This window comes from Lysinibacillus sp. NPDC056185, assembly GCF_047737915.1.
Lineage (GTDB): Bacteria > Bacillota > Bacilli > Bacillales_A > Planococcaceae > Lysinibacillus.
The window spans coordinates 137275-162478 of sequence record NZ_JBLLLQ010000008.1; the positions used below are offsets into that span (position 1 = coordinate 137275).

Genomic DNA, 25204 nt, shown 5'->3' on the forward strand with positions numbered 1-25204 from the left:
CATGCGCTATATTGATGACACGGTCGTCATGAAACGAATGACAAAGCGTATTGCATTCAACAAAATCTGGAAAATTTTATTTTTCCTAGCAACTGCCTTTGCATTAGTGACATTAGCTATTTTGCTTTACCGTATTTTGACACAAGGCGTCGGCTCTTTATCGATGGATTTCTTAACAAATTTTGCTTCACGTTTTGCAGATAAAGCGGGTATAAAGACAGCATTAGTAGGCTCTCTTTGGCTGATGGCAGTTGTTGCTCCTGTGTCCATTATTTTAGGTGTAGGGACTGCAATTTATTTAGAGGAATATGCAAAGAAAAATAGATTAAATGACTTTATTCGTATGAATATCTCTAACCTATCAGGTGTACCTTCTATTGTTTTTGGTTTACTCGGGTTAACCATTTTCGTTCGAATGATGGGACTAGGGAAAAGTGTTTTAGCAGCCGGCTTAACAATGAGTTTGTTAATTTTACCAGTTATTATTGTTGCGGCACAGGAGGCGATTCGTGCAGTACCAAATGAGCAACGAGAAGCTTCATATGGTATGGGCGCAACGAAGTGGCAAACGATTATGCATGTTGTACTACCAGCAGCCATCCCTGGGATTGTAACAGGAAGCATATTAGCATTGTCTCGTGCTATTGGGGAAACAGCACCACTTGTTGTTATTGGGGTCCCTGTTATTTTACAGTTTTTACCGAATGGTTTATTGAGTCAATTCACCGCTTTACCAATGCAAATTTATGATTGGGCAAAGCGTCCGCAAGAGGCATTTCAAAGTGTAGCTGCGGCTGGTATTTTAGTGCTTATGATAGTACTTTTACTGATGAATTCTATTGCCATCTTTATTCGAAATAAATTCCAAAAACGTTATTAATGAGGTGACCTTATGGTACTGGGTATTAAAGAGGAAAAATCAATTGTCAAACCAATTCATACGGATACAAAGCTATCTCCTGATGTTGCCAAAAAAGTAGTATATGATACACGTAATTTAAATTTGTGGTACGGTGATCATCATGGATTAAAAGACATCAATTTAAGCATCTATGAAAATGAAGTGACAGCTATAATTGGCCCTTCAGGTTGTGGGAAATCTACTTATTTAAAAACTTTAAATAGAATGGTAGAGCTTGTGCCAGGTGTTCGAACATCAGGGGAAATAGTATATCGTGAGCGTAATATTTTAGATAAAAGCTATACTGTCGAGGAATTACGTACTCGAGTAGGGATGGTATTCCAGAAGCCAAACCCATTCCCAAAGTCTATTTACGATAATATTGCATATGGTCCACGTATCCATGGCATCAAAAATAAGAAGATTCTTGATGAGATTGTCGAAAAATCTTTACGCGGTGCGGCCATTTGGGATGAAGTAAAAGATCGCTTAAATCAAAATGCATATGGTTTATCAGGTGGTCAGCAACAACGAATCTGTATGGCGCGTTGTTTAGCGATTGAACCAGATGTTATTTTAATGGATGAACCAACATCTGCACTTGATCCGATTTCTACATTAAAAGTCGAGGAGCTTGTACAAGAGCTGAAAAAAGATTATTCAATTATTATCGTGACACATAATATGCAACAAGCAGCACGAATTTCAGATCGTACAGCATTTTTCCTAAGTGGAGAGGTTGTTGAATACGATAAAACAGACGTTATCTTCCAAACACCAGCAGATCAACGTACTGAAGATTATATTTCAGGCCGTTTCGGTTAAGGAGGAGCAGTAGATGGTAGTACGTGAACGTTTTGAACAGGAATTAAAAGAAGTCCAAGAACAATTTATCGAGATAGCCAATAGTAGTATCAACGCTCTTAAAATAGCTTTTGAAGCATTATTAAATCAGGATTTAGAGACATCCTTGAAGATTCTTGAGGACGATTTAATCATCAATCGTCTTGAAGAAGAAATCAATGATCGTGTTATTTTAATGATTGCTAAGCAGCAGCCTGTAGCTACTGATTTACGTCGTCTCATGGTGCTTGTCAAAGCAGCATCTGATATGGAGAGAGTTGGGGACTATGCAGTGAATATTGCCAAAGAGACAATTCGAATTGGCAAAGAACCACTTGTATTTCCTACAACAAATTTGCAAACGATGTGTAACAAGACTGTAGAAATGCTAGAGAGTATTATCAAAGCTTTTACAGAGGAAGATACTGTTCATGCCAAGGAAATTGCTGAACTAGATGATTACGTCGATGATTTATATGGAGCGACAATTACGCTATTGATGCGCGCAGGAGCTGAAAATCCAGCACATATTTCTCAAATTACACACTTAACCTTTGTTTGCCGATTTTTAGAGCGCTCAGCTGACCATGCAACAAATATTGCTGAACACTTATTTTACTTAGTCAAAGGTAAACATTATGAATTAAATAATTAGTAAGAGAAGAGCCGATTATAGGCTCTTTTTTATATTGTTAAAAACAAATGGTCAAAGAAATCTTTGTAAATGTGGTGGTACTTTAAATGAGGGTGTTTCCTTGCTACTCGATTTCCTGCAGGTGACGCCGAGCCGTTTCCCCCACTTATACTATTGCTGGGCCTCAACGTTTTCGCACAAAAAACATCTTGCTGAAGTTGTGTTTTATCACTATAAATTAGAATGACTGACATGCCAAAAGATACATACTATGCAGAGTGTTTGATTGGAGTGGAGGCTGGGCGACTCCTTCGTGACCAACATCGTGTTGGCCTGAGACCCTGGAGCGAGCGACGCGAGTGAAGCGGCTCATCGGACGCCCCTAGGAAGCTCTGCTCTGTGCGAAAGCGAAGTGTCAGCGGCAAATGTTTTATCTGTGCGAAAGCGAAGCGTCAGCAACAAAGCGCCCAGCCGGAACGGAAATCAAACACTCGTTTTACTTAAGTGCCATATTTTATTTAATAGGATACCTTAATTTCATAGGCATAATAGTTTTCAAGACATGATTAATTAACAGCAACATTATTAATAAAAATAGCGTCAAAATACTGCATACGTTATTGTATTGTCAAAAAATTATTTTGGTTATACTATAGACATTATCCGAAAAAATGTGCTGAGGAGGTGCTGCTTCGTGAAAGACACTGTAGAATCACTCTTAGAGAAATTTAATCTGGAATTTACGTCAGAACAATGTGACTTTTTACGTTTTCTTTATGAAAACTTACATCTTGAGGAATTAAGTAACAAGGAACAACATTTTTTTATAGATTTTTTTTACAAGAGTGAAACCTTACGAAATATGGCAGCATTTGCACTTGAATTGGCAGATATCATGCATGAAATTTATGAAAATATACCAGCTGTTGAGCAAGCTGAACGATTGGCTAATGGAAAAGAGCAGCGCTTGTATTATGAGCGAAAGCGACAGGTAGCTAGGCGTCGAAAGCTTAATCGTCAAACAATAAAAAAAGGAAATATCCTATATGTTCCGTTTGATGAATATAAAAAAGAAACAGGTCCAATTATAATCTGCCTTGAGCAAACAACTGGTATGGCGGCATATTCTGAGCTTTGTAAAAGCATAATTTTACCGTTATTTATGAGCGCGCACCGTGAACGTCGAGATTTATATATCGTTCCATATGACTGTCAAGTTCATGTACATTTTCGATTTGAAGACGGGCATTTAAATTTATCTGATTTTAAGGATTTTATTGATTATAAGGCAAAGGGAGAAGCTGCGGTCCTGCCTGTGCTCCATTTTGTAAAGGGCTTGCTTCAAGAAAATCAACATTGTACAGAAGCGGATATTATTATTTTTACTGAAGGCACTCCAATTGATGGACAGCATCTCGTTGGAAAGCAAGCGAAGGCTGTACTTGAGGAAATGAAGCGTAAGTACCATGCTGAATTTTCGGTGATCGCTATGCATGAACATAATTTTAATGAGCAGCAATTTTGGTTTGCTAATAAGGCTTTTTTTGCGGATGATGCAATTCAATAAAAACGGAGCTGATCGTCATTGTTGATCGGCTCCTTTTCTGTGAATATACATAGTAGTTAGAGGAGAATGAAATTTGAATTCATTGAAATGGATATTACCTAATATTTCAACCCCAACGTGGATGGAAATTATTATTGCCGTTGCACTTTGTGTAATTGGTTGGCTTTTTCAGCAGTTTGTTATAAAGAAAGTTATTAATCGTACTGTTACATTTCTGAAAAATCGTCAGCGTAACTTTCAGGCAACAGTACTCGCACAATTTAATAAAGCGATTCGCTATGCATTTATGTCTGCAGTGATTGTACTCAGCTTATCAATATTATTAGAAATCTTTTTATTTACACATGTAGCAACTAAAAATTTTGTATTGTCTATTATGGTCTTTTTTGCCTTCAAAGGCGTATACGATGTTTTAAATTATTATACAAAGCAGCCACTACCGTTGAATAACGATGAGGAACCAAATGTCCTGTTACCTTTTTTTCTTCGTATAGGAAAAGTGCTCATTATGATATTGGCGATGTTTACGATTGCTTCTTTCTGGGATTTTAATTTGAATGGCTTTTTAACCGGGATTGGCTTAACTGGTGTCGCGATTGCTTTTGGTATTCGAGATACACTAGCACATGTTTTTGGTGGGATGTCAGTCGCATTAGATAACCCATTTCAAATTGGCGATTGGATAGCAACGGAGGACCAAAAAATTGAAGGAACCATCGAAGATATTAATCTTCGAAGTACTTTAATTCAAACGGGGGATAAAGGACTTGTTTATGTACCTAACGCCTATTTGGTAAATCGACCGATCTATAATTTATCGAGACGAGAAAAACGAAAATGTGAGCAATTTTTATTTGTAGCTGCTGAAAATGAAGAGGAAAAACTACGAAGTGCTTTAAGTACCATTCAAAAAGAAATTTATTTGCATGCTCAAACAGAAAAAGAAATGATTCATGTATTTATAGATGAGTTTTATCCAACCTCTTATCGCGTCCTTGTGCGTTTCTATGTGACAACAAATGATACGGCAGAGATGCTAAATGTGCGACAAGATATTTTATTTGCTATCCGTCAAATTTTTCAAGAACTAAATATTATACTAGCAAATCCAGCTGAAGATGAATGGCTTCGTAATAAAAAATAAATTGAATTGTTAGTTTCTTTACTTTACAATGAATACATGTTATCAGCTTTGATGAAGAGTAGTAGCTATTATTATTTGTTATAGAGAGCTAGTGGTTGGTGGAAACTAGTACAGATAAATAGTGAATGGACTTCGGAGCTCTAATCCTGAATAAAGTAATAAAGTATGGATTAGCGTGCGCCTACGTTATAAGGTATAGAGAGGGTCTTTTAACTTTTTCAGTGGGTATCCAAACATCAGCTGAATGTAATTATGCCGGGGCATAATTGATGAAGACCAATGAAGGTGGCACCACGGCTTTTCCGTCCTTTTGTGATGGGAAGGCCTTTTTATATGCTTTGGCGAATGTTCAAAACCCGGACGCGATGTTTATGTAAGTGAAATGCTCACGAAGCGGTAGCGTCCATTAAGCCAATGCATAATTGATTAATTTTGGTGTAGAAGAGCAGAGCATAGAAAAGGAGAGAAAGAGTATGACAGTTGAGCTTAGAAAGTTTGCCATGAAGGCATTACAGGGTGATATGATGACGCCAATTTCCGTTTATCAATCACTTGAAGGGGAGCATAAGATGCTTTTCGAATCGTCTGCGAAGCATGAAGAAAGTGGGCGTTACTCGTTTATTGCCGTCAACCCAATTGCAGAACTTATTGGAGATAGGAATGGTTATTCTTTTTCCAAAGGTGGAGAAACAGAAAAATCGAGCACCAATGTATTAGTAAAATTACAGCAAGTAATGCCATTGCATAAGGCACAGTATCCGTTCGCCTTTTTTGGAGGAGCAATTGGATTCTTTGGTTATGAAACAGCATTTTATACAGAAAAAATAGGTGAATACTTGCAGGATGATTTAGAAATGCCGGATGTCCATATCTTTTTCTATGATACATTTATCGTTTTTGATCATTTAAAGCAAGAGATCACACTAGCGGCAATCGATTTATTTGATGAAGGACGTTCTCTTGAAGCGATGGAATTGGCTATTTCTATGATGAAGGAGCAGCTATATGCTGGAACAACGTTTGACGACACGACGTTTGGAGAGCTAGATTTCAGACCGATGATCGCCAAAGAAAATTTTGTAGCACTAGTTGAACGTGCAAAACAGCATATTCGGAAGGGTGATATTTTCCAAATTGTTTTATCACAACGCTTCACTTCACCATATACAGGAAATCCTTTCGCTTTATACCGTCAATTACGTACTTCTAATCCTTCACCTTATATGTTCTATATGGATTTCGGAACGTATACCATTTTAGGAACATCTCCTGAAAGTCTCGTTAAGGTGAAGGATCGAAAGGTAACGACTAATCCTATTGCTGGTACGAAGCCAAGAGGTAAAACAGTGGAGCAGGATAATGCGATCGCGGAAGGTTTATTAAATGATGACAAAGAAATTGCTGAACATCGTATGCTAGTGGATTTAGGGCGTAATGATCTTGGACGTATTGCCAAAGTGGGTTCAGTGAAGCTGATAAAATATATGAGTATTGAGCGATATAAACATGTTATGCATATTGTATCAGAGGTTATCGGCGAATTACGTGATGATGTACATGTCTTGGATGTTCTTCGAGCTTGCTTACCTGCTGGTACAGTATCAGGTGCGCCGAAAATCCGCGCTATGCAGCTAATCAATGAGTTCGAGCCTGTGAAACGTGGTGTCTATGCAGGTGCAGTGGGCTATATTTCTGCTACAGGGGATATGGATTTAGCTCTAGCCATTCGAACAATGATCATAAAGGATCATCGTGCCCATGTGCAAGCAGGTGCAGGTATTGTTTACGATTCGGTGCCTTTGTCTGAATACGAGGAAACGCTAAATAAAGCTCGCGCGCTATTGGAGGTAAAAAAATGATTTTACTGATCGATAACTATGATTCATTCACATATAATTTATTTCAGCAAATACGAATGCTTCGGAAAGATGTAAAAGTAGTACGTAATGATGAAATAACAATTGAAGACATTCAGAAAATGCAACCTGAAGCCATTATTTTATCGCCTGGCCCAGGTACGCCAATTGATGCAGGAATAACAGTGGATGTTGTCAAAGAGCTTTATACGAAGTTTCCGATTTTGGGCATTTGTCTTGGGCACCAATCGATAGGGCAAGCATTTGGAGGAAACATAGTTCAAGCTAAAAATATAATGCATGGAAAATTATCGACAATTCAATATGAAAAAACAGGCTTATTTGCTCAGTTAGACGGTAAAATCGAAGTAATGCGTTATCATTCTCTCATCATTGAGCAAAGCACGTTGCATGAGGATTTTAATATTTTAGCAAAGTCCAGTGATGATGGTGAAATTATGGCGATTCAACATAAAGAATACCCACTCTTTGGGCTGCAATTTCATCCAGAATCCATTGGAACAAAAGAGGGCAGTATAATGATGCGAGCTTTCTTAGAACAAATTTCTTAATTTCTTAAATTAAAAAGGCTGGCATCAAAAATCAGTAGTTGTGATTATTTGATGACAGCCATTTTTATATGAAATAGGATGGTAATATTATTGCTTTTTCCCTGTAATCAATTTTGCAATTTCCTCTAAAGACATCGAAGAATTGACTTCGTAAGAGCCAATTTGTAAGCTTCGCGCGTATTTAGGGTTAGCAAGGAGCAGTTCCATTTCAACACTATTTTCGATGACGCCACCATTTTCAAGCTTTTGTGCCACAATAAATGGTTCCATACCGCTGTATATTTGGAGTGTCATAGTTGTATCTTTTGCCGGTGCATCTGCCGATTTATGATTTTCTTTAGTCGTTGTTTTAGGTGTATCTGTCTTCTGATTAGTTTCCTTTGAAGCTTGCTTAGCTTGTTCCTTTAACAATGCAATTTCTTTATTTGCCTGTTCGAGCTTTTTTTGCAACTCCTCTACATTTTCTGTATTTGGGGAAGTTTTAGTTGGAAGACCGATATTAAGATCGAAACGCGCAGCTAAAGATAGCAAAGCTCCGATAAGAAAAAGCGCAATGCCAAATGCACGGATAGCGGACATATTCATGAATTACCGACCTCCGTTTGCAATTACTTGGCGGACTTGCTCTTCAGTTAAATTTGAACGAATACTGATATCTGCTACAGAAAGACCTTGCTTATTTAGTTCAAGCACCTGACTTACAATAATTTGATGTATAGGTTTCGTTTTTGGAGCAGCTTGTCCTGTTTTCGATGCCTGAGCAGCCTGTTGAACAGCTTGCATAACTTGTTGAACCTTTGGATCTGATATAGCGTTATTTTGCGCTGACGGTGATTTAACCTGAAACTCTGGCTCTAATAACAGCTCTTCCTCAACAATTTTCAGACGACGTTTTAAATTATTTGTTTCTTGAAAAATAGAGATGGATAGCTCCTCTACATCTTGTTCGACCTTTTTCGCGCTATTTTTGAAAAAGAACGAAGTAATAATTAGGAGAATCCCTACAATCATAAGTATGATGGATAAATCCAATAGTTTCACCTCATTAAGTATGTAATTATAAGGTATTTTACCATATGCAAACTTAATATGAAATGAAGGTAGATTTTTTTTTGTTTTATGTTATAATAGGTTAGTCGTATAAATCATGCTCAAAATTTAAATTCTTGATATAGAGTGGGAGGGTTAATAATGCGCGTAAACATTACTTTAGCTTGCACAGATTGCGGCGAACGTAACTACATTTCTAAAAAGAACAAGCGTAACAATCCAGAGCGTCTTGAACTTAAAAAATATTGCTCTCGCGAGAAGAAATACACTCTTCACCGTGAAACTAAGTAATCGCTCATTAAGCCAAAACCACTTGTGGTTTTGGCTTTCTACATTTTAGGAGGTAGCTTAGCATGGATAAAACAACTTTACGGAACGAGGTAAAGGAAGCTCTTGCGAAAATGAGCGAAGTAGCTTACCACGATCAATCAAATGCTGTAGTAAAAAAAGTGCTACAGGAACCATATATAATAGAAGCAACTACAATTGGCATTACCATTTCCAATAAGCCAGAAGTCGACACAATTCAATTAATAGAAGAACTATGGCAACTTGGTAAAAAAGTCGCTGTGCCTAAATGTAACTCAAAAACAAGAGAAATGTTATTTTACGCCATTGACTCGTTTGCCCAGCTAGAAACTGTTTATATGCATTTGCGTGAGCCAATTCCAGAGAAGTGTGAGTTTGTTGACGCAAATGAAATGGACGTCATACTTGTTCCAGGAGTTGTTTTTGATAAGTTCGGCTATCGAATAGGCTATGGCGGTGGTTATTATGATCGCTATGTATTAAACTATAAAAAGGGTAAGCTCATGTCTCTGCTATTTAATGAGCAGCTATATGAACGAGTACCTACAGAAGTGCACGATTGCCCAGTAGATATCATTGTGACACCGACAAAGCGTATTGACTGTGTAACACAACGAGGAGCGAACTAAAATGGACAAAATGTTAGATATTTATGAATTATTAAAAACATATGGCACTTATATTTACACACGAGATCCCATTGGTGATTTGATGTTAATGGAGGATGAAATTCGCGAGTTGTATAAAGCGAATGTACTAGATATTAAAGATTACCAAATGGCATTATTACTAATTCGACAAGAAACAACAAAGCTTCGCATGAAGGAAAATAATCAGTAATGTTTTAAATATAATTCATTTGTGGTATTGTAAAGATAATGTAACATGTATGTAATATTCTTAAAAAAACAGTGGTTTTCCACTGTTTTTATGATTTACGAAACTTTTTACAAACGAAAACGTATATATTACTATCCGGCCCATGTACGAACAAGGAGCACAGTTTTTCCAAAAATATATCTATTGATTATCTGTAAAAAATGGATTAAGATATATTTTGTTTCAGTAACAAATTGTTAAAAATATTATTTTTTTGTAAGAAAGTAGGGAGGATGTTAGGGATGAAATCAATAAAGTGGCCTAAACATTCATTTATGATACTAGCAATTGTAGCAACTTGGATAAAAACGGTCATTGTTTATCACACAAGCTTTGAGATGAAAATCGAAAATGCGATGCAACAATTTATTTTGTTTATTAATCCATTAAGCTTCGTACTATTTGCTTATGGTATATCATTATTCTTTAAATCGCCAAAAGTTAAAAGTCGGTATATAATAACTGTCAGTGTTATTATGTCAATCGTCTTATACGGGAATGTCGCGTTCTATCGTTTCTACAACGACTTTATTACATTACCGGTATTATTCCAAACAAATAACTTTGGTGATTTAGGAACTTCAGTAGCAGCGATTGTTAGCCCTTGGGATTTATTATATTTCGTTGACGTACTTATTCTAATTTTAGCTAATAAATATTTGCCTATGATGAAAAATGCAGTAAAAGTAAACGTGGAATTCCGTCGTGCGTACTTCGTATTAGCGATTGCTGTGTCGTTCTTAAACTTAGGATTAGCTGAAACAGAGCGTCCACAATTGTTAACACGTAGCTTTGATCGTGAATTACTTGTAAAAAACATCGGTACTTATAACTACCATTTATATGACATTTATATTCAATCAAAATCTTCTGCTCAACGTGCATTAGCGGATGGCAGTGAATTAGTAGAAGTGAACAACTATATTCGTTCTAATCAAGCAGCAGTTAACCCTCAAATGTTTGGTAAATACAAGGGTCGTAATTTGATTGTTGTATCAATGGAGTCTTTACAAAACTTTGTGATTAATAACCAAATGGATGGTCATGAAATTACACCATTCTTAAACTCTTTAACAAAAGATAAAGATACGTATTATTTCAGTAACTTCTATCACCAAACTGGATTAGGGAAAACTTCTGACTCAGAGTTTATTACAGAAAACTCATTGTTCGGCTTAGGTCGAGGTGCGGTATTCTTCACACATGGTGGAAATACGTATAACTCAATGGCTGAGCGTCTTGGTGATAATGGCTACTTTACAAATGTCATGCATCCGAATAATAAATCATTCTGGAACCGTGACATGATGTATCAATCATTACACATTAATAAATTCTATGACATAGATTCATATAAGATTGGTGAAGGGCAAGCTGTTAACTGGGGTATGAAAGATATCCCATTCGTAGAGCAATCTGCAGCATTAATGAAAGATATGCCACAGCCATTCTATTCTCGACTAATTACTTTAACGAACCATTATCCATTCACATTGGACCCGGAAGATGTAATGATTCCTGAATATACGTCAAACTCAGGTACATTAAATCGTTATTTCCAAACAGTTCGTTATATGGATGAAGCTCTTAAAGACTTCTTCCAAGGTTTAAAAGATCAAGGTGTATATGATAACTCTATTATTGTAATGTATGGTGACCATTACGGTATTTCAGAAAACCATAACAAAGCGATGGCTCAATATTTAGGAAAAGAAAGCATTACACCATTTGATAATGCACTGCTACAAGAAGTACCGTTATTCATCCATATCCCTGGATCAGGTGACGGTAAAGAAATGACAGAGGTTTCTGGACAAATGGATTTACGTCCAACAATTTTACACCTTCTTGGTGTTGAAACTTCAAAAGATATGCAGCTTGGTGCAGACCTATTCTCACCAGAGCATGAAGACTTCGTTATTTTCCGCGACGGTCGTTTTGTAACAGATAAATATGTATATGCTGGTGAAGCTTGTTATGACAAAGCAACTGGCGAAGAAATTGATGGTGAGCCATGTCAGCCATACGCTGATCGAGCTACGAAAGAACTTGAGAATTCGGATACCATCATTAACGGTGATTTACTCCGCTTCTATGACCAAAAGACAGGTAACTTGAAGCAAGGGGTAGCCAAGTAACAAAAAGTGAGATCTCATTTAATGGATGGCACTGAAAAAGTCCATATCTCTCACATTGCGAGGTATTCAACGATTAAATCGTTGAATACCTCGCTTTTTTCATTTGGCACTGTGACTCTACTGTTGTTTTCCGAAGCATTCCGCTCGCTTTCCGCGGGCGAGCGCCGAGCCTCCTCCTACGCTTCGCTTCGTGCGGGGTCTCGTCTGTCACGCTTTCCCGCAGGAGTCGAGCGATGCTTCTCCAAACAACGCAATGTATCATACTATTATTTTAGTCACGCTTCCCTTGTGAAGGATCAATTAGCTTACTGTAAGGGAGTCATTTCAGTCATTGAAAAGGAACCACAAATTGCACAAATACCGGCTGTCAAAGAGAAGTTGAATGTCTTAAAAGAAGTCGTAGAAGATTTTCAAGAACATCTAAATTACTTTTCTGATGCGGATGCTCGAAAAGGGCATAAGACGGTGGAATCTTCTTTCTTTGGGTACAAGACACATATCGCGATGAGTGATGAACGTATTATTACAGCGGCTGTCCATTACAACAGGTGAAAAAAGCGATGGAAATATCTTCAAGAATTAATTGAAAAAAGCACACAAGCAGGTATGAAAATTAATACAGTTATTGGAGACGCAGCTTACTCTGAAAAGGCAAATATCGAATATACTAAAGAAGAGAAAATCGCCCTTGTGGCAAAGTTGAATCCTATTCTTACACAAGGACCACGAAAAGAAGAAGACAAGTTTGAGTTTAATAAAGATGCTGGAATGTTTGTTTGTAAGGCCGGCCATCTCGCGACAAGAAAAGCATGTACGGGTAAAAAAGAACGAGTAAGAGTCAAAGTCAGACATATTATTTTGATATTGAAAAATGCAAAGCATGTTCTATGAGAGAGGGCTGCTATAAAGAAGGCGCAAAAAGTAAAACGTATTCTGTCACAATTAAGTCGGATACACGTGCCGAACAAGAGGCATTTCAAAATACAAAAGCTTTTAAGCAATTAGCCGCAAATCGCTACAAAGTAGAAGCGAAGAATAGTGAAATTAAAACGATAGAAAAAGAGCAGCCTCGAATGGAGGCTGCTCTTTTTTCTGTCTAAATTTTAGTGTAATTTTGGTGGATATCCGCTATTAATAACAGTCATAATTACGAACCAACCGAATACTGCAGCACTTAATAAGTTGAAAACAACGCTTAAAAGATTCTTTTCTTTAAGTGCTTGGAATGTACCAACTACAGCTAAAATAGCAACTAGACCAAAAATAACCATTAATAAGTTCATTAGAAATTGACACTCCTTTCGACATCAGAAAATGAATGTCGTAAACAATATTCCTCCTTAATTGTAAACGTTCTACCTGTTTTTGTCGAGAACTAATATAGACTAAACTATGAACATTTATCGTCAAATTGTGGCAAAGGCTGTATAATTGAAATAGAGGTGATAACAATGATAAACGTACGAAGTTATTCACTTGGACCCGTCCAAACGAATTGTTATATCGTATCGAATAAAAACAAGGAATGCTTAATATTTGATCCAGGAGAAGAAGCAGATCGCATCATCAAGGCTATTCGCAGTAACAATCTAAAACCACTAGCCATCTTTTTAACACATGCACATTTCGACCATATCGGTGCCGTGGATGCCGTCCGAGAGGCTTTTAATGTTCCAGTATGGATTCATGAAAAAGAAGTAAGCTGGTTAGGAGATCCAACAAAAAATGGCTCTAGTAAATACGCAGCATTACCAGATTATACTGTTGGTGCCCCAGCTGAAGATAATATTATTAAAAAAGAACAGCTATTTGAAATAAGTGATTTTTATTTTAAAGCTACTTTTACGCCAGGACATTCACCAGGTAGTATTTCATATATATTTGAAAATGATGGCTTCGCTATTGTTGGAGATACACTATTTGAACAAAGTGTAGGTCGTACAGATTTACTTGGAGGCTCGACAAAAACATTACTTACATCCATTCATGATAAGCTATTGACACTACCTGAGGATACTATTATCTACCCTGGGCATGGCAATTATACAACGGTCGGTGCAGAAATGGAGACAAATCCTTTCTTGAATGGTTTTTAAGGTTAGGCGATAGTTAAAAATGGCTCTTCGTCATAGCGTGGGTTGATTTCCGTTTTAAAGCCTCCGGACGCAATTATGCCGAGGCATAATTGATTAAATTAAAGCCTAAATTAACTTCATAAAATACAAAAATCCCCCTTGCAATTCGTTGGATAGATAAAATAACCAAAATCTAACCATGTAATTGCAAAGGGGGATTTTACTATGTCTTGATATATGATCATGCATTTGGTGAATAAGTTTACATAAAAAAAGCATGTCTCACTTTTGGTGAGACACGCGTTTTTCTTTGTATTAATGACCGCCACCAGGTACGTGAATAAATGTTGTATAGTACGTGAAGCCAGCAAAGAACACAGTTAAATATGCTCCGAAAATGTACATGTACATACGTTCTGAAAGGTTTAAGAAGCCTAATAATAAGAATAAACCTGTATTACCTACGAATAATAGCGATACTTCGTTCATACCACCAAGGTAGAACATGACTGCAAAAATACCTGTCCAGAATGCCATAACTTTATACATATTATCCATGAAGATTTCCCCTCCTTTTGCCCACGACACAATAATCTCTTACTCATTATAAATGATATGAAAGGTATCTGTAAACTGGAACTTCTTCTTCTTTGTGACAAACAATTGGATATTTAAAAATTAATTATCAATTTCTGTCACTTTTATTTCATACTTACATAAATCACAATTATGTATCATGCTATCAATTTGTACAAATTCATTGCTTGCATATAACGCATCAACCTGTCCCTTTAAATAGGATTCATGTAAAGAACAAACAATTTCTGAATGGGTAGAAAGCTGTTCCTGGAATGGACAATTATAAATAGAGAAAGTCACACTTTTACCATGCTCTGTTTGTTGTACATGCGGAATATAGCCAATTAATGCTGCATTGTCAGTTAATAGTTGGAGCTTTTGTTCGAAGGAAAGGGTATTATTTAATTGTAACTCAGCATTTACATAATTCTTCATTTGTTGGTAGCCGTCTTGGTAGCTTATATCCTTGCATTTTTCTAATGCAGATGGTCCGAACTCTTGAATTAATTGGATTGTCCATTTTAATAGTCGATCTTCATCACGTCTCGGGAACGTTAATGATACACCTTTATCTGAGGCCTTATAAACACGCCCGGGTCTACCACCTTTCCCAGTTTTGGCAAAATCAGCTGTAATTATATTTATTTCTGAGAGTTTTGTTAAATGTAGACGTGCAACATTTGGATGGATGCCGAATCTATCAGCGATATTTTGGACCGTTACAGTTTTCTTCTCTTGCAGAATGTACTCATAAATAGAGTATCTAGTTTCATCGGCCAATGTACTAGTAATTTTTAATGGATTGATCATTTGCTTCACCTCTATGTATTTTTTGAATTTTTAGCTGTTCTACCAAGTGTAGGAAAAAAATCATGTTAATTCTATTATATTGCATTATTGAAAAAGATACAGTTCCTTTAGTCATAAATATTAATTTTTTCATATGATTATGTTTATATTTAGTGGAAATTTGCATGTTATCCACATTTTTATAGCAAAAAACATGTTTGGCAGGAAATTTTATAGCAAATTTTTATTTTAAGAAAAGGGCTTTTCTCGTGATCGTTTCCTATCTATACTAGGAAATAACGAATAGAGCGGTCATATTCGAATGAACCAGAAGAGGGGTGCGAATATGCAAAATTTTGAAACAGTTGTTGAGCAAAAATGTGAGCAACTTTTACTAAAAGCCTACCATTTCGGTGCATCAGATTTATTATTAGTTCCAGAACGTGAACAATATCGTATTTATTTTCGAAAATATGATAAGCTACTCCAAGCAGGTGAATTACCAAACGGGCTTGCGGAACGAATGATTTCCTTTTATAAATTTTTAGCGGCATTAGATATTAGCGAGCGACGCAAACCCCAAAGCGGCTCCTTCCAAAAAGCTATGGAACAAGATCAATATGCCTTTCGTGTTTCTACACTTCCCTCAGTATTTTTAAAAGAAAGCCTAATTATCCGGCTACTTTTACAAAATCATGCATTCCCACTTACTTCCTTATCCTATTCCAAATATGTAGCAGAGTTGTTAATGGAACTAGTGAAACATCAACAAGGACTTTTATGTTTCACAGGTGCAACAGGCTCTGGTAAGTCAACATCCTTATATTCTCTAATCCATTACTGTTCGACAGAGCTAAATCGACATGTCATTTCATTGGAGGACCCTGTAGAAAATAATCAAGCTAACCTTTTGCAGATTCAAGTAAACGAACGAGCTGGCGTTACATACGCTACAGGATTAAAGGCTATTTTGCGCCACTCACCTGACGTCATTATGATTGGTGAAATACGTGATAAAGAGACTGCAAAAATCGCAATCGAGGCAGCTTTAACAGGTCATTTAGTAGTTTCGACTATTCATGCGAAAGATTCGATAAACTGCCTTTATCGATTTATTGACTTAGGCGTTTCAGTTGAAGAACTTCGTCAAACTGTGGTCGGTATTGTTGCTCAAACACTTTTCCAATCACCAATAGTTCAAGAAGAACGCCGGGCATTGTTTGAAATATTAAGCGATGTTCATCTTCAAATGGCCATCAAAGCAATTATGCAAAAAACTAGCTTTGAATTACCACATGATTTAACGCTTACAGGTCAAAAAGAATTGATGGAGAGTCAGATCTATGCGAATACGAAAGTTTATTGAAAGAGTTCGATTAGATTACAAAAAGACAACAAAATGGCGAGTAAGGGAGCAAGCTCATTTTTTTAATCGATTAAGCGTGTTAATGCAGGAAGGCTACTTATTCCCACAAGCTATTTCTATTCTATTACCCCATCATATTGAAGCGCATGAAGAAATACAAAAGCTAGTCAATGAAAGACTGAGGCAGGGTGTCGGTGTTTTAGGAGTTTTTGAAGCGTTGCAAATTCCAAAGCAGCATTTAGTAGCTATTGCAGTTGCCGAAAATAATGGACATATGATTGAGACCTTAAAAGGTGTGGCAAAGCAAATGGCTTTAAGTGAATCGACGAAGAAAAAATTAATGAAGCTACTCTTATATCCAGTAGTGCTCATTATATTTTTGATGCTGTTGTTTTTAGTGTTTCGCACCATTTTCTTTCCTAATATAGAAAAAATGGTGGCAAGTCGAACTGCTGGCACAGAGGAGACAAGCATTGCTTTGTCAAAAGTATTATTGCATTTTCCTGATGCTTTAATTGTCGTAAGCCTAGCCGTAATTTGTAGTATTTTCTTTTTTTACCTTTATCTCAAACGCCGTCCGATTGCTCACCGGCTAAATATTATTTTAAAAACGCCATTGATTCGAATTTATATACGAATGTCTTTGACGAGACAATTTGCTGCTTATTTAGGAAGTCTACTCCTAAGTGGCTTTTCTTTACAGGCAAGTCTACAAATTTTAGAGGAACAGCGACTTCAACCGTTCTTACAATATCTGGCACGATGTATAAAGGAGCGTGTTGTTTTTGGTGATACGCTGACACAAGCTGTTCATTTGATGACGGTTTGGCAGATGGATTTTTCAACATTTGTTGAACATGGAGAGCAAAGTGGTTATCTAGGAAAAGAGCTGGTACTGTACAGCGAATTATTGACAGAAAAGCAAGAGCAACTATTGCATAGATTCCTTGCGTTTGTGCAACCAACCTTTTTTATCATTATTGCAATGTGCATAGTTGCTGCATATGTAAGTTTATTATTACCGATATATCACATGATTGAACTAGTATAGGAGGATAATAATGAAACGTCTAAAGCAGCAAGCTGGATTTACATTGATCGAAATGCTCATCGTTTTGCTAATTATTTCGGTATTAATTTTAATAACAATCCCAAATGTTACGAAACATTTTGCCACCGTCGATGAGAAGGGCTGCAAAGCGTATATCTCTATGGTGCAGGGGCAGGTAGAGGCCTATCGAGTAGATTTTATGGCTTATCCAACAATTGAAGATTTGGTAGCAAAAGGCTATTTAAAGAAAAATGTAACGACTTGTCCTAATAAAGAAGAGATAATGATTACTAATGATGGAGAGGTACGTTTGGCGAAGACTTCTTCCAATAATGGCTCTTAACTAATGGATACTATAAAAAGTGAGCGTGGCTTTACGTTTGTTGAAATGATCATTGTTTTGTTTATCGTTATGTGTTTGTCAGCGGTTGTCGTAAAGTATTCGGTTAAAGCAGAGGAAACTAGGGAGCTTGAGCGATTTTTTACACAAATTCAATTAGATCTGCAATATATACAAACGTATAGCATGCACCAAAGGGAATACATTTCGATGAAGTTTGAGAGTTCATCAAAAAGGTATATCATTAAAAAGGATTTTTATACAGAATTATATGAACGTCCTTTTCCTAAAGGGGTTGAAGTCATTCTTTCTTCAAGTTCAATTACCACGATTATTTACAATTACAATGGAAACGTTATGACCCCAGGGACAGTTTATTTTAAAACGCCTCAAGGCACTAAAAAGGTTGTGATTACGTTAGGGCGAGGGAGATCGAGAGTTGAATGAATCTGGTTATTCATTTGTAGAAACAATTTTATCAATCGTCATTGTCATGGTATTATGCACGACATTAATACCGATCAGCTATATGATGAAATCGACTCTTTATAACAAGAAGTTAGAAGTTATCGCAGCTGAAACGGCCTATGAAGGCTTAAAGCGTTATCGCTATTTACAGCAAACGGAAGGCACTACCACCATTGAAAATGTAGATTTTCAATGGTCTATGAATGGACAGGGGATATGTGTAAGTTTTCAAAATACACGAGAATTACGTAAAAAATGTATACAACTGACAGGTGAAGTCAATGAATGAACGAGGCTATACATTATTAGAAGCGTTATTTCAATTAGTTGTTTTTGTGCTTATTGCACACCTTGTTGTGTTTATTATGCTCTGGTTTGCAGAAATGAAAACAACAGTACTATCTGATGAACAATCAAAGTGGGAGCTTTTTGTTTATGATTTGAATATGTATTTAAATGATATTTCTTCATTTACGATTCGACAAGACCAAAAGAGAATAACCTTCCAGGAAGGAGATACTATTCATTCTATTGATTGTTATAGCAATTTAATTCGTGATCAAGTAAAAGGTGGTCATGTACCAATGCTAATTGGTATTAATAAATGTAGGTTCCAATTTGAAAAAGATATGTTAACAGTAGCTGTTGAACTTCCAAGTGGTATCAAAAAGGAGCGAACTTTCTATGTTCCAGTTATTGAAAAATGACAGAGGGGCTATTTTTTTAATCGCAATTGCATTATTATTTTTTGTAACTACTTTTGTTCTTACGTATTGTACGTCTTATGAGATTCAGTTTCGAACATATAATGACCTAGAAAAGCTGAATATTCGAGCTACGATAAATTTATTAGGACAAATTTTGTCAGACAGTGTAGAATCGTAGTTATAAGAAGGTGATTCGAATGCGAAAAATATATTTAGTTGGTTTTATGGGCTCCGGAAAAAGTGCGTTAGGAAGACGTTTAAGCTATTTGTTAAAGATGCCATATTATGATATGGATCATGAGATTGTTCGGCAGCAGGGAATGACAATTCCACAGATATTTGAAAAATATGGAGAAGCACGTTTTCGGGAAATAGAAACAGAATTTTTGAAAAATTTCCGAGACGAAGCTTGTATTATTTCAACAGGTGGTGGGGTAGCGATCAATGCTGAAAATCGAAAAATAATGAGACGCAGTGGGCTCGTGTTTTTTTTAGATGCGACATTCGAAGATATATACAAACGAATACAGCATGATCCGAACAGACCAATAGTACAGAGTTCAACGAAAGAGGAGCTAGAGAAGCTGTATCATTATAGAAGAAGATTCTATCGTGAAACAGGACATATACAAGTGTTAACAGAGGGCAGAACACTCCGCCAAATTCTTGAGTATTTAGTATTCCAAGTCAAAAGGTTAAAAGGCGAACATTGATAAAAATGAATGAGTTGAATGTTCGTGTTTTGATATAAATTAAAAAATGATTGCCTTTTCAATGCAATTAATGTTAGGATATAGACAAATAAGTAACTAAATGTTCATTGAATACTAAATAGTACCAAGATGAATCTTGGGCGGATGATTGTGCGGGGAGAGCACGTGTAGACGTCACCGAAGGAGCAAATAACAAAATGTTATGAATCTCTCAGGTAAAAGGACTCGTACAAGACGCAACTCTGGAGAGAGCTGTAGTACTACAGCCACCAAAGGGGAAAGCCGGCTGATTGGCATTGTAGTAATGCGAGCCAGTCTGGTGTAACTTTCAGGTTTAAGGACAGAGAATCCCGAAAAGGGGTTCGTCTGTCTTTTTTTATGTCTAAATGTTTTGCTAATGATGTTAGTTCCTATTTCTTAATTGAATGAACAAACAGGGGAAGCATGATGCATTAATAAAAGCAGACGAACTACTACCAGTAAAAAATGTAACTACCATTAAGGGGGCAAAAATAATGACGAATGAATTAAAGCGTACACCTCTATTTGAAGAATATGCAAAGTATGGTGGTAAAACAATCGACTTCGGTGGATGGGAATTACCAGTGCAATTCTCTTCTATTAAAGAAGAGCATGATGCAGTACGTAATCGTGCTGGCTTATTTGATGTATCACATATGGGTGAAATTTTAGTAACTGGACCTAATTCACTAGATTTTTTACAAAATCTTTTGACAAATGATATTTCAAAAATTGCAGTAGGTCAAGCGCAATATAATGCAATGTGCTATGAAGATGGTGGCGTTGTTGATGATTTATTAACGTATAAATTAGCAGACAATCATTATTTATTGTGCGTAAATGCGTCAAATATTGAAAAAGATTATGATTGGATGATGGAAAATCAACATCAATATGATGTGACGATTGACAATCAATCAGATGCTTATGCACAAATTGCCTTGCAAGGACCATTAGCAGAAGAGGTTCTTCAAACATTAACAGACACTGATTTAAAAACAATTAAATACTTCCGTTTCCAAGCAGACGTTGAAGTTGCTGGTCATAAAGCATTAGTATCTCGTAGCGGTTACACAGGAGAAGATGGTTTTGAATTATACGGCTCTCCAGAAGATATTAAAGCTTTATGGAATGAAATTTTAGAGGCTGGAAAAGACAAAGGCGTTGTTCCAGCAGGTTTAGGCTGCCGTGATACACTTCGTTTTGAAGCAGGTCTTCCATTATATGGGCAAGAGCTATCAGCAACAATTTCACCTCTAGAAGCTGGTATTGGTTTTGCTGTGAAATTAAATAAAGAGGATTTTCTTGGTCATGATGCATTAGCTGAACAAAAAGAAAATGGACTTTCACGTAAAATTGTAGGTATTGAAATGATCGATAAAGGAATTCCTCGTCATGGCTACAAAGTGTTTAAGGATGGTAAGGAAATCGGTGAAGTAACAACTGGTACACAGCTTCCTTCTTCTAAACGTAATGTTGGTCACGCGTTAATTGACAGCCAATTCGCAACTATCGGAACTGAATTAGAAATCGAAATTCGTGGTAAGCACTTAAAGGTAGTAACAGTTGAAACACCGTTTTACAAACGTTCAAAATAAAAGTTGAAAAGAGGGACCTACATTTATGAAACATCGTTATTTACCAATGACGGAGCAAGATAAACAAGAAATGTTAGACGTAATTGGCGTATCCTCAGTTGATGAGTTATTTGGGGATATTCCAGAAAAAGTACGTTTTAAAGGCCTATATGATATTAAAGAAGCAAAATCTGAATCAGCTTTATTAAAAGAATTAACGGCACTTGCTGCGAAAAATAAAGATACAAATGCTAACGTATCGTTTTTAGGAGCAGGCGTATACAACCACTATAAACCAATTATCGTGGACCATGTTATTTCTCGTTCAGAGTTTTACACAGCGTATACTCCATATCAACCAGAAATTTCACAAGGGGAATTACAAGCAATTTTTGAATTCCAAACGATGATTGCAGAGCTTACAGGTATGGATCTTGCAAACTCTTCTATGTATGACGGAGGAACAGCATTAGCGGAAGCGGGTATGCTGGCAGCTGGACATACACGCCGTAAGAAAATTTTAGTATCTGAGGCGGTTCATCCTGAGTATCGTGATGTCGTTGCTACATATGCATACGGTCAATCCATTGAAATTGTTACTGTTCCACAAAAAGATGGTGTGACAGATGTAGAAGCTTTAAAAGAACTAATTGATGACAATACGGCAGCTGTTATTACACAGTATCCTAACTTCTTTGGTCAAATAGAGGACTTACAAGTAATTGGCGATATTGCACATGAAGCAAAAAGTTTATTTGTCGTATCTTCAAATCCACTTTCACTAGGAGTCTTAACACCTCCTGGTAAGCTAGGTGCTGATATTTGTGTAGGGGACGCACAGGTCTTCGGTATTTCTGAAGCATTCGGTGGTCCGCACTGTGGTTTCTTTGCCGTAACAACGAAGCTAATGCGTAAAGTTCCAGGTCGTCTTGTTGGTGAAACAGTAGACGGTGAAGGTCGTCGTGGTTATGTTTTAACATTACAAGCGCGTGAACAACATATCCGTCGTGATAAAGCAACATCTAATATTTGTTCGAACCAAGCACTTCTTGCACTTGCTGCTTCTGTAGCAATGACTGCTCTAGGTAAGCAAGGCGTTCGTGAAATGGCTATGCAGAATATCGCGAAAACTCGTTATGCTAAAAATGCCTTTGAAGCTGCTGGCTTCACAGTAGCATTCCAAGGTGCACACTTTAACGAAATCGTCGTAAAGACAAATAAATGTGTGAAAGAAATTAATAAAGGCTTAATTGATAAAGGGATCATTGGTGGTTATCCTTTAGGTCAAACATATGACTCTCTTAAAAATCACGTGCTAATCGCAGTAACAGAATTACGCACGAAGGAAGAAATTGATGCACTTGTTGCGGAAATGGGGGCTCTTAATGCATAACGAAAATCAATCACTCATTTTTGAAATTTCCAAAGAAGGTCGCGTAGGCTACAGCTTAGAAGCACTTGATGTACCAGAGGTTGATCTTGCAGATTTACTGCCAGCAAACTTATTACGCTCGGAAGCAGCGGAATTACCAGAGGTATCTGAGCTTGATATTATGCGTCACTATACAGCACTTTCTCGTCGCAACCACGGTGTAGACTCTGGCTTCTACCCACTTGGTTCTTGTACGATGAAATATAATCCTAAAATTAACGAGGCTGTTGCACGAATTTCTGGTTTTGCAAATGTTCACCCATTACAGGATGAATCAACAGCTCAAGGTGCGATGGAACTTCTTTACGATCTACAAACTTCATTAGTTGAAATTACAGGTATGGATGAAGTGACATTACAACCAGCGGCAGGTGCTCACGGTGAATGGACAGCGTTAATGATGATTCGTGCCTACCATGAAGCAAACGGTGAAGGCCATCGTAATAAAGTTATCGTTCCTGACTCTGCTCACGGTACAAACCCAGCATCGGCAACTGTTGCAGGCTTTGAAACTATCACTGTTAAATCAGATGATAATGGTTTAGTAGATATTGAAGATTTACGCAAAGTAGTTGGTTCTGATACAGCTGCATTAATGCTAACAAATCCAAATACACTTGGTCTATTTGAAGAAAACATTATCGAAATGGCAGAGCTTATCCACTCTGTTGGCGGTAAAGTATACTATGACGGTGCAAACTTAAACGCAGTTATGAGTAAAGCACGTCCTGGTGATATGGGCTTTGACTGCGTACACTTAAATTTACACAAAACATTTACTGGTCCTCACGGTGGCGGTGGCCCAGGTTCAGGTCCAGTAGGTGTAAAAGCAGATTTAATTCCATTCCTTCCAAAACCAGTTTTAGTAAGAACAGAGGAAGGAACATATCACTTCGATTACGACCGTCCACAATCAATCGGACGTGTTAAACCTTACTACGGTAACTTTGGTATCAACGTACGTGCATACACTTATATTCGTACAATGGGTCCAGATGGCTTAAAAGCTGTAACAGAATACGCTGTACTAAACGCGAACTATATGATGCGTCGCTTAGAGCCATTCTATGATCTACCATATAACCGTCATTGTAAACATGAGTTTGTACTATCAGGTCGTCGTCAAAAGAAACTTGGCGTTCGTACTTTAGATATCGCAAAACGTCTGTTAGACTTTGGCTACCATCCACCAACAACTTACTTCCCATTAAATGTGGAAGAGGCACTAATGATCGAGCCAACAGAAACAGAATCAAAAGAAACATTAGATGCATTCTGCGATATTATGATCCAAATTGCAAAAGAAGCAGAAGAAAATCCATCAATCGTACAAGAAGCACCACATACAACAGTCGTAACTCGTCTTGACGAAACACGCGCTGCTCGTACACCAGTGCTACGTTACCAAAAAGCATAATTCACTGTATAAGGCGTCCAATGAGTATTTTCGTACTTGTTGGACGCTTTTTTATTTATTTTTGCTAGCCATTTTAAAGGCAAAAATAGGCGGTTCAATAAAGCCGAATTTAGAATAGAACTTGCATAGTGATGGATGGAAGTGTCAAAGTGACGGACAAAACCAGCGAATCGACGGATGGGAAGTCGAGAGCGACGGATAGGAGAGGGGAAATGTCGGTTAAACGTCCAAAATGGAGGGGCGTCACCGGAACGGTCGAGACACTTTGGAGCTGCTGCACCCAGGTCAGTACGTTCCAAAAGAAGTATTCATAGACAAAACTCGAGGACATTTTGAAATAGAGCGAGCGTCCAAATTTCACCAATTTGCTCGCTACTTTGATCAGACGTGTGCGAATAGTTTGGATTTGAATCCCTTTATATTTTTTCTGGAAACTGAGTAAGCGTACTCAGTTCGTGAAATTATAGGCAAGTAGGCTAATCATCATACGTGCTTCATTGATGAAATTTTCCAAATTGTCGGATGTGATGAACTCAATCAAGTAACGCCTGATTCGCCATTTGAAATTGATGAGTTGCTTGCATGTCAAAGCGCTTGAAGAATCTTGATAACGACGGTTGAGAAGTGAGTGCAGGTGTATCAAGCAATTGTGTAAAAATCAGATCATGTGTTAAACAGTCTGCCGTATCATCCTCATGAAAACCTGCAATCAGCTGATAAATTTGTTAACGAAGTAGCTGTTAACCTTTTATAAAAGGCTATTACCTTATATTGAC

28 protein-coding genes, 2 pseudogenes, 1 riboswitch and 1 other annotated feature are annotated in these 25204 nt (G+C 37.1%); of the genes and pseudogenes, 23 read left to right on the forward strand and 7 right to left on the reverse strand.

What is annotated here, in order from left to right:
• The first annotated feature begins 1 nt into the window (after position 1).
• From pstA to ACMZ42_RS10760, 7 genes are all read left to right on the forward strand, one after another.
• Entirely contained in the window at positions 2-880 is an 879-nt protein-coding gene (gene pstA, locus ACMZ42_RS10730; RefSeq protein WP_415731438.1) for a phosphate ABC transporter permease PstA, read from the forward strand.
• A gap of 12 nt (positions 881-892) precedes the next feature.
• A complete protein-coding gene (gene pstB / locus ACMZ42_RS10735; protein WP_415731439.1) occupies positions 893-1726 on the forward strand; it encodes a phosphate ABC transporter ATP-binding protein PstB in 834 nt (277 codons plus the stop codon).
• A gap of 13 nt (positions 1727-1739) precedes the next feature.
• The gene (phoU, locus tag ACMZ42_RS10740) at positions 1740-2399 is read left to right on the forward strand and encodes a phosphate signaling complex protein PhoU (RefSeq protein ID WP_415731441.1); all 660 of its coding nucleotides are present in this window, start codon (positions 1740-1742) and stop codon (positions 2397-2399) included.
• 673 nt (positions 2400-3072) lie between these two features.
• Positions 3073-3945, forward strand: coding sequence for a hypothetical protein (locus ACMZ42_RS10745; RefSeq protein WP_370081610.1), 873 nt, complete (start codon positions 3073-3075; stop codon positions 3943-3945).
• Between the two features lie 73 nt (positions 3946-4018).
• Positions 4019-5089: a mechanosensitive ion channel family protein gene (locus tag ACMZ42_RS10750; protein WP_415731442.1), complete on the forward strand. Its 1071-nt coding sequence runs from the start codon at positions 4019-4021 to the stop codon at positions 5087-5089.
• Between the two features lie 39 nt (positions 5090-5128).
• Positions 5129-5402: a binding site (T-box leader), on the forward strand.
• Positions 5403-5562: 160 nt separating this feature from the next.
• The gene (gene trpE / locus ACMZ42_RS10755; protein WP_415731443.1) at positions 5563-6948 is read left to right on the forward strand and encodes an anthranilate synthase component I; all 1386 of its coding nucleotides are present in this window, start codon (positions 5563-5565) and stop codon (positions 6946-6948) included.
• Positions 6945-7517, forward strand: coding sequence for an anthranilate synthase component II (locus ACMZ42_RS10760; RefSeq protein WP_415731444.1), 573 nt, complete (start codon positions 6945-6947; stop codon positions 7515-7517). Before trpE ends, ACMZ42_RS10760 begins: the two co-directional genes overlap by 4 nt.
• An 87-nt stretch (positions 7518-7604) precedes the next feature.
• Here the strand turns inward: ACMZ42_RS10760 and ACMZ42_RS10765 are convergent, their stop codons facing one another.
• Together ACMZ42_RS10765 and ACMZ42_RS10770 are read right to left on the reverse strand one after the other, a co-directional pair.
• Positions 7605-8102: a hypothetical protein gene (locus ACMZ42_RS10765; protein WP_415731445.1), complete on the reverse strand. Its 498-nt coding sequence runs from the start codon at positions 8100-8102 to the stop codon at positions 7605-7607.
• Between the two features lie 3 nt (positions 8103-8105).
• Positions 8106-8558, reverse strand: coding sequence for a hypothetical protein (locus tag ACMZ42_RS10770; RefSeq protein WP_370081616.1), 453 nt, complete (start codon positions 8556-8558; stop codon positions 8106-8108).
• A gap of 150 nt (positions 8559-8708) precedes the next feature.
• Here ACMZ42_RS10770 and rpmG point away from each other — a divergent pair, with 150 nt between their 5' ends.
• From rpmG to ACMZ42_RS10795, 5 genes and pseudogenes are all read left to right on the forward strand, one after another.
• Positions 8709-8858: a 50S ribosomal protein L33 gene (gene rpmG / locus ACMZ42_RS10775; RefSeq protein ID WP_008408521.1), complete on the forward strand. Its 150-nt coding sequence runs from the start codon at positions 8709-8711 to the stop codon at positions 8856-8858.
• Positions 8859-8920: 62 nt separating this feature from the next.
• Positions 8921-9505 (forward strand): 5-formyltetrahydrofolate cyclo-ligase, encoded by a 585-nt coding sequence (locus tag ACMZ42_RS10780; protein ID WP_370081618.1) that lies wholly within the window; start codon positions 8921-8923, stop codon positions 9503-9505.
• Between the two features lies 1 nt (position 9506).
• Complete coding sequence (locus tag ACMZ42_RS10785) at positions 9507-9716, forward strand: YqgQ family protein (protein WP_049663926.1); 210 nt, start codon at positions 9507-9509, stop codon at positions 9714-9716.
• A gap of 281 nt (positions 9717-9997) precedes the next feature.
• Complete coding sequence (locus ACMZ42_RS10790; protein ID WP_415731447.1) at positions 9998-11893, forward strand: LTA synthase family protein; 1896 nt, start codon at positions 9998-10000, stop codon at positions 11891-11893.
• Between the two features lie 288 nt (positions 11894-12181).
• A pseudogene (locus ACMZ42_RS10795) lies at positions 12182-12942 on the forward strand (transposase); the annotation flags it as partial.
• Between the two features lie 54 nt (positions 12943-12996).
• Here the strand turns inward: ACMZ42_RS10795 and ACMZ42_RS10800 are convergent.
• Positions 12997-13176, reverse strand: a complete 180-nt coding sequence (locus ACMZ42_RS10800) for a DUF2759 domain-containing protein (RefSeq protein WP_132356740.1) — start codon at positions 13174-13176, stop codon at positions 12997-12999.
• 168 nt (positions 13177-13344) lie between these two features.
• Here ACMZ42_RS10800 and ACMZ42_RS10805 point away from each other — a divergent pair, with 168 nt between their 5' ends.
• The gene (locus tag ACMZ42_RS10805) at positions 13345-13989 is read left to right on the forward strand and encodes an MBL fold metallo-hydrolase (RefSeq protein ID WP_370080493.1); all 645 of its coding nucleotides are present in this window, start codon (positions 13345-13347) and stop codon (positions 13987-13989) included.
• 294 nt (positions 13990-14283) lie between these two features.
• Here the strand turns inward: ACMZ42_RS10805 and ACMZ42_RS10810 are convergent, their stop codons facing one another.
• Together ACMZ42_RS10810 and ACMZ42_RS10815 are read right to left on the reverse strand one after the other, a co-directional pair.
• Positions 14284-14526, reverse strand: a complete 243-nt coding sequence (locus tag ACMZ42_RS10810) for a DUF2626 family protein (protein WP_024361272.1) — start codon at positions 14524-14526, stop codon at positions 14284-14286.
• Positions 14527-14646: 120 nt separating this feature from the next.
• Positions 14647-15357, reverse strand: coding sequence for a helix-turn-helix transcriptional regulator (locus ACMZ42_RS10815; protein ID WP_415731448.1), 711 nt, complete (start codon positions 15355-15357; stop codon positions 14647-14649).
• Positions 15358-15682: 325 nt separating this feature from the next.
• On the opposite strand from ACMZ42_RS10815, the gene comGA reads away from it, so the two are divergent.
• The 10 genes from comGA to gcvPB all read left to right on the forward strand — a co-directional run bounded on the left by comGA (position 15683) and on the right by gcvPB (position 24428).
• Entirely contained in the window at positions 15683-16702 is a 1020-nt protein-coding gene (comGA, locus tag ACMZ42_RS10820) for a competence type IV pilus ATPase ComGA (RefSeq protein ID WP_415731449.1), read from the forward strand.
• A complete protein-coding gene (gene comGB, locus ACMZ42_RS10825; protein ID WP_415731450.1) occupies positions 16680-17753 on the forward strand; it encodes a competence type IV pilus assembly protein ComGB in 1074 nt (357 codons plus the stop codon). Before comGA ends, comGB begins: the two co-directional genes overlap by 23 nt.
• Before the next feature lie 10 nt (positions 17754-17763).
• Positions 17764-18096 carry a competence type IV pilus major pilin ComGC gene (gene comGC / locus ACMZ42_RS10830; protein WP_402869756.1) on the forward strand — a complete coding sequence of 111 codons (333 nt, stop codon included), beginning with the start codon at positions 17764-17766 and terminating at the stop codon, positions 18094-18096.
• A 3-nt stretch (positions 18097-18099) separates the two neighbouring features.
• Positions 18100-18540 carry a competence type IV pilus minor pilin ComGD gene (gene comGD, locus ACMZ42_RS10835; RefSeq protein ID WP_370080614.1) on the forward strand — a complete coding sequence of 147 codons (441 nt, stop codon included), beginning with the start codon at positions 18100-18102 and terminating at the stop codon, positions 18538-18540.
• Entirely contained in the window at positions 18533-18850 is a 318-nt protein-coding gene (locus ACMZ42_RS10840; RefSeq protein WP_415731451.1) for a hypothetical protein, read from the forward strand. Before comGD ends, ACMZ42_RS10840 begins: the two co-directional genes overlap by 8 nt.
• Entirely contained in the window at positions 18843-19268 is a 426-nt protein-coding gene (gene comGF / locus ACMZ42_RS10845; RefSeq protein ID WP_415731452.1) for a competence type IV pilus minor pilin ComGF, read from the forward strand. The genes ACMZ42_RS10840 and comGF overlap by 8 nt, the downstream gene beginning before the upstream one ends.
• Positions 19269-19465: 197 nt before the next feature.
• Positions 19466-19981, forward strand: a complete 516-nt coding sequence (locus ACMZ42_RS10850; protein WP_402869759.1) for a shikimate kinase — start codon at positions 19466-19468, stop codon at positions 19979-19981.
• A 144-nt stretch (positions 19982-20125) separates the two neighbouring features.
• Positions 20126-20218, forward strand: a riboswitch (glycine riboswitch).
• A 278-nt stretch (positions 20219-20496) separates the two neighbouring features.
• Entirely contained in the window at positions 20497-21600 is a 1104-nt protein-coding gene (gcvT, locus tag ACMZ42_RS10855) for a glycine cleavage system aminomethyltransferase GcvT (RefSeq protein WP_415731453.1), read from the forward strand.
• Between the two features lie 25 nt (positions 21601-21625).
• Complete coding sequence (gene gcvPA, locus ACMZ42_RS10860; RefSeq protein ID WP_415731454.1) at positions 21626-22972, forward strand: aminomethyl-transferring glycine dehydrogenase subunit GcvPA; 1347 nt, start codon at positions 21626-21628, stop codon at positions 22970-22972.
• Complete coding sequence (gene gcvPB / locus ACMZ42_RS10865) at positions 22965-24428, forward strand: aminomethyl-transferring glycine dehydrogenase subunit GcvPB (RefSeq protein ID WP_415731455.1); 1464 nt, start codon at positions 22965-22967, stop codon at positions 24426-24428. Before gcvPA ends, gcvPB begins: the two co-directional genes overlap by 8 nt.
• Before the next feature lie 265 nt (positions 24429-24693).
• Here the strand turns inward: gcvPB and ACMZ42_RS10870 are convergent.
• Both ACMZ42_RS10870 and ACMZ42_RS10875 read right to left on the reverse strand, forming a co-directional pair.
• Positions 24694-24930 (reverse strand): annotated as a pseudogene (locus ACMZ42_RS10870) (transposase); the annotation flags it as partial.
• A gap of 31 nt (positions 24931-24961) precedes the next feature.
• Complete coding sequence (locus ACMZ42_RS10875; RefSeq protein WP_415731474.1) at positions 24962-25150, reverse strand: transposase; 189 nt, start codon at positions 25148-25150, stop codon at positions 24962-24964.
• Positions 25151-25204 lie beyond the last annotated feature (54 nt).

Bases quoted from the DNA above. Each gene is read 5' to 3' on its own strand.
- ACMZ42_RS10805 (WP_370080493.1), top strand. From the start codon at position 13,345: ATGATAAACGTACGAAGTTATTCACTTGGACCCGTCCAAACGAATTGT.
- ACMZ42_RS10850 (WP_402869759.1), top strand. From the start codon at position 19,466: ATGCGAAAAATATATTTAGTTGGTTTTATGGGCTCCGGAAAAAGTGCG.
- ACMZ42_RS10780 (WP_370081618.1), top strand. From the start codon at position 8,921: ATGGATAAAACAACTTTACGGAACGAGGTAAAGGAAGCTCTTGCGAAA.
- rpmG (WP_008408521.1), top strand. From the start codon at position 8,709: ATGCGCGTAAACATTACTTTAGCTTGCACAGATTGCGGCGAACGTAAC.
- comGD (WP_370080614.1), top strand. From the start codon at position 18,100: ATGGATACTATAAAAAGTGAGCGTGGCTTTACGTTTGTTGAAATGATC.
- comGB (WP_415731450.1), top strand. From the start codon at position 16,680: ATGCGAATACGAAAGTTTATTGAAAGAGTTCGATTAGATTACAAAAAG.
- comGF (WP_415731452.1), top strand. From the start codon at position 18,843: ATGAATGAACGAGGCTATACATTATTAGAAGCGTTATTTCAATTAGTT.
- phoU (WP_415731441.1), top strand. From the start codon at position 1,740: ATGGTAGTACGTGAACGTTTTGAACAGGAATTAAAAGAAGTCCAAGAA.
- pstB (WP_415731439.1), top strand. From the start codon at position 893: ATGGTACTGGGTATTAAAGAGGAAAAATCAATTGTCAAACCAATTCAT.
- gcvPA (WP_415731454.1), top strand. From the start codon at position 21,626: ATGAAACATCGTTATTTACCAATGACGGAGCAAGATAAACAAGAAATG.
- gcvPB (WP_415731455.1), top strand. From the start codon at position 22,965: ATGCATAACGAAAATCAATCACTCATTTTTGAAATTTCCAAAGAAGGT.
- trpE (WP_415731443.1), top strand. From the start codon at position 5,563: ATGACAGTTGAGCTTAGAAAGTTTGCCATGAAGGCATTACAGGGTGAT.
- ACMZ42_RS10800 (WP_132356740.1), bottom strand. From the start codon at position 13,176: ATGAACTTATTAATGGTTATTTTTGGTCTAGTTGCTATTTTAGCTGTA.
- comGA (WP_415731449.1), top strand. From the start codon at position 15,683: ATGCAAAATTTTGAAACAGTTGTTGAGCAAAAATGTGAGCAACTTTTA.
- ACMZ42_RS10815 (WP_415731448.1), bottom strand. From the start codon at position 15,357: ATGATCAATCCATTAAAAATTACTAGTACATTGGCCGATGAAACTAGA.
- ACMZ42_RS10790 (WP_415731447.1), top strand. From the start codon at position 9,998: ATGAAATCAATAAAGTGGCCTAAACATTCATTTATGATACTAGCAATT.
- gcvT (WP_415731453.1), top strand. From the start codon at position 20,497: ATGACGAATGAATTAAAGCGTACACCTCTATTTGAAGAATATGCAAAG.
- comGC (WP_402869756.1), top strand. From the start codon at position 17,764: ATGAAACGTCTAAAGCAGCAAGCTGGATTTACATTGATCGAAATGCTC.
- ACMZ42_RS10810 (WP_024361272.1), bottom strand. From the start codon at position 14,526: ATGGATAATATGTATAAAGTTATGGCATTCTGGACAGGTATTTTTGCA.
- ACMZ42_RS10760 (WP_415731444.1), top strand. From the start codon at position 6,945: ATGATTTTACTGATCGATAACTATGATTCATTCACATATAATTTATTT.
- ACMZ42_RS10765 (WP_415731445.1), bottom strand. From the start codon at position 8,102: ATGAATATGTCCGCTATCCGTGCATTTGGCATTGCGCTTTTTCTTATC.
- pstA (WP_415731438.1), top strand. From the start codon at position 2: ATGCGCTATATTGATGACACGGTCGTCATGAAACGAATGACAAAGCGT.
- ACMZ42_RS10785 (WP_049663926.1), top strand. From the start codon at position 9,507: ATGGACAAAATGTTAGATATTTATGAATTATTAAAAACATATGGCACT.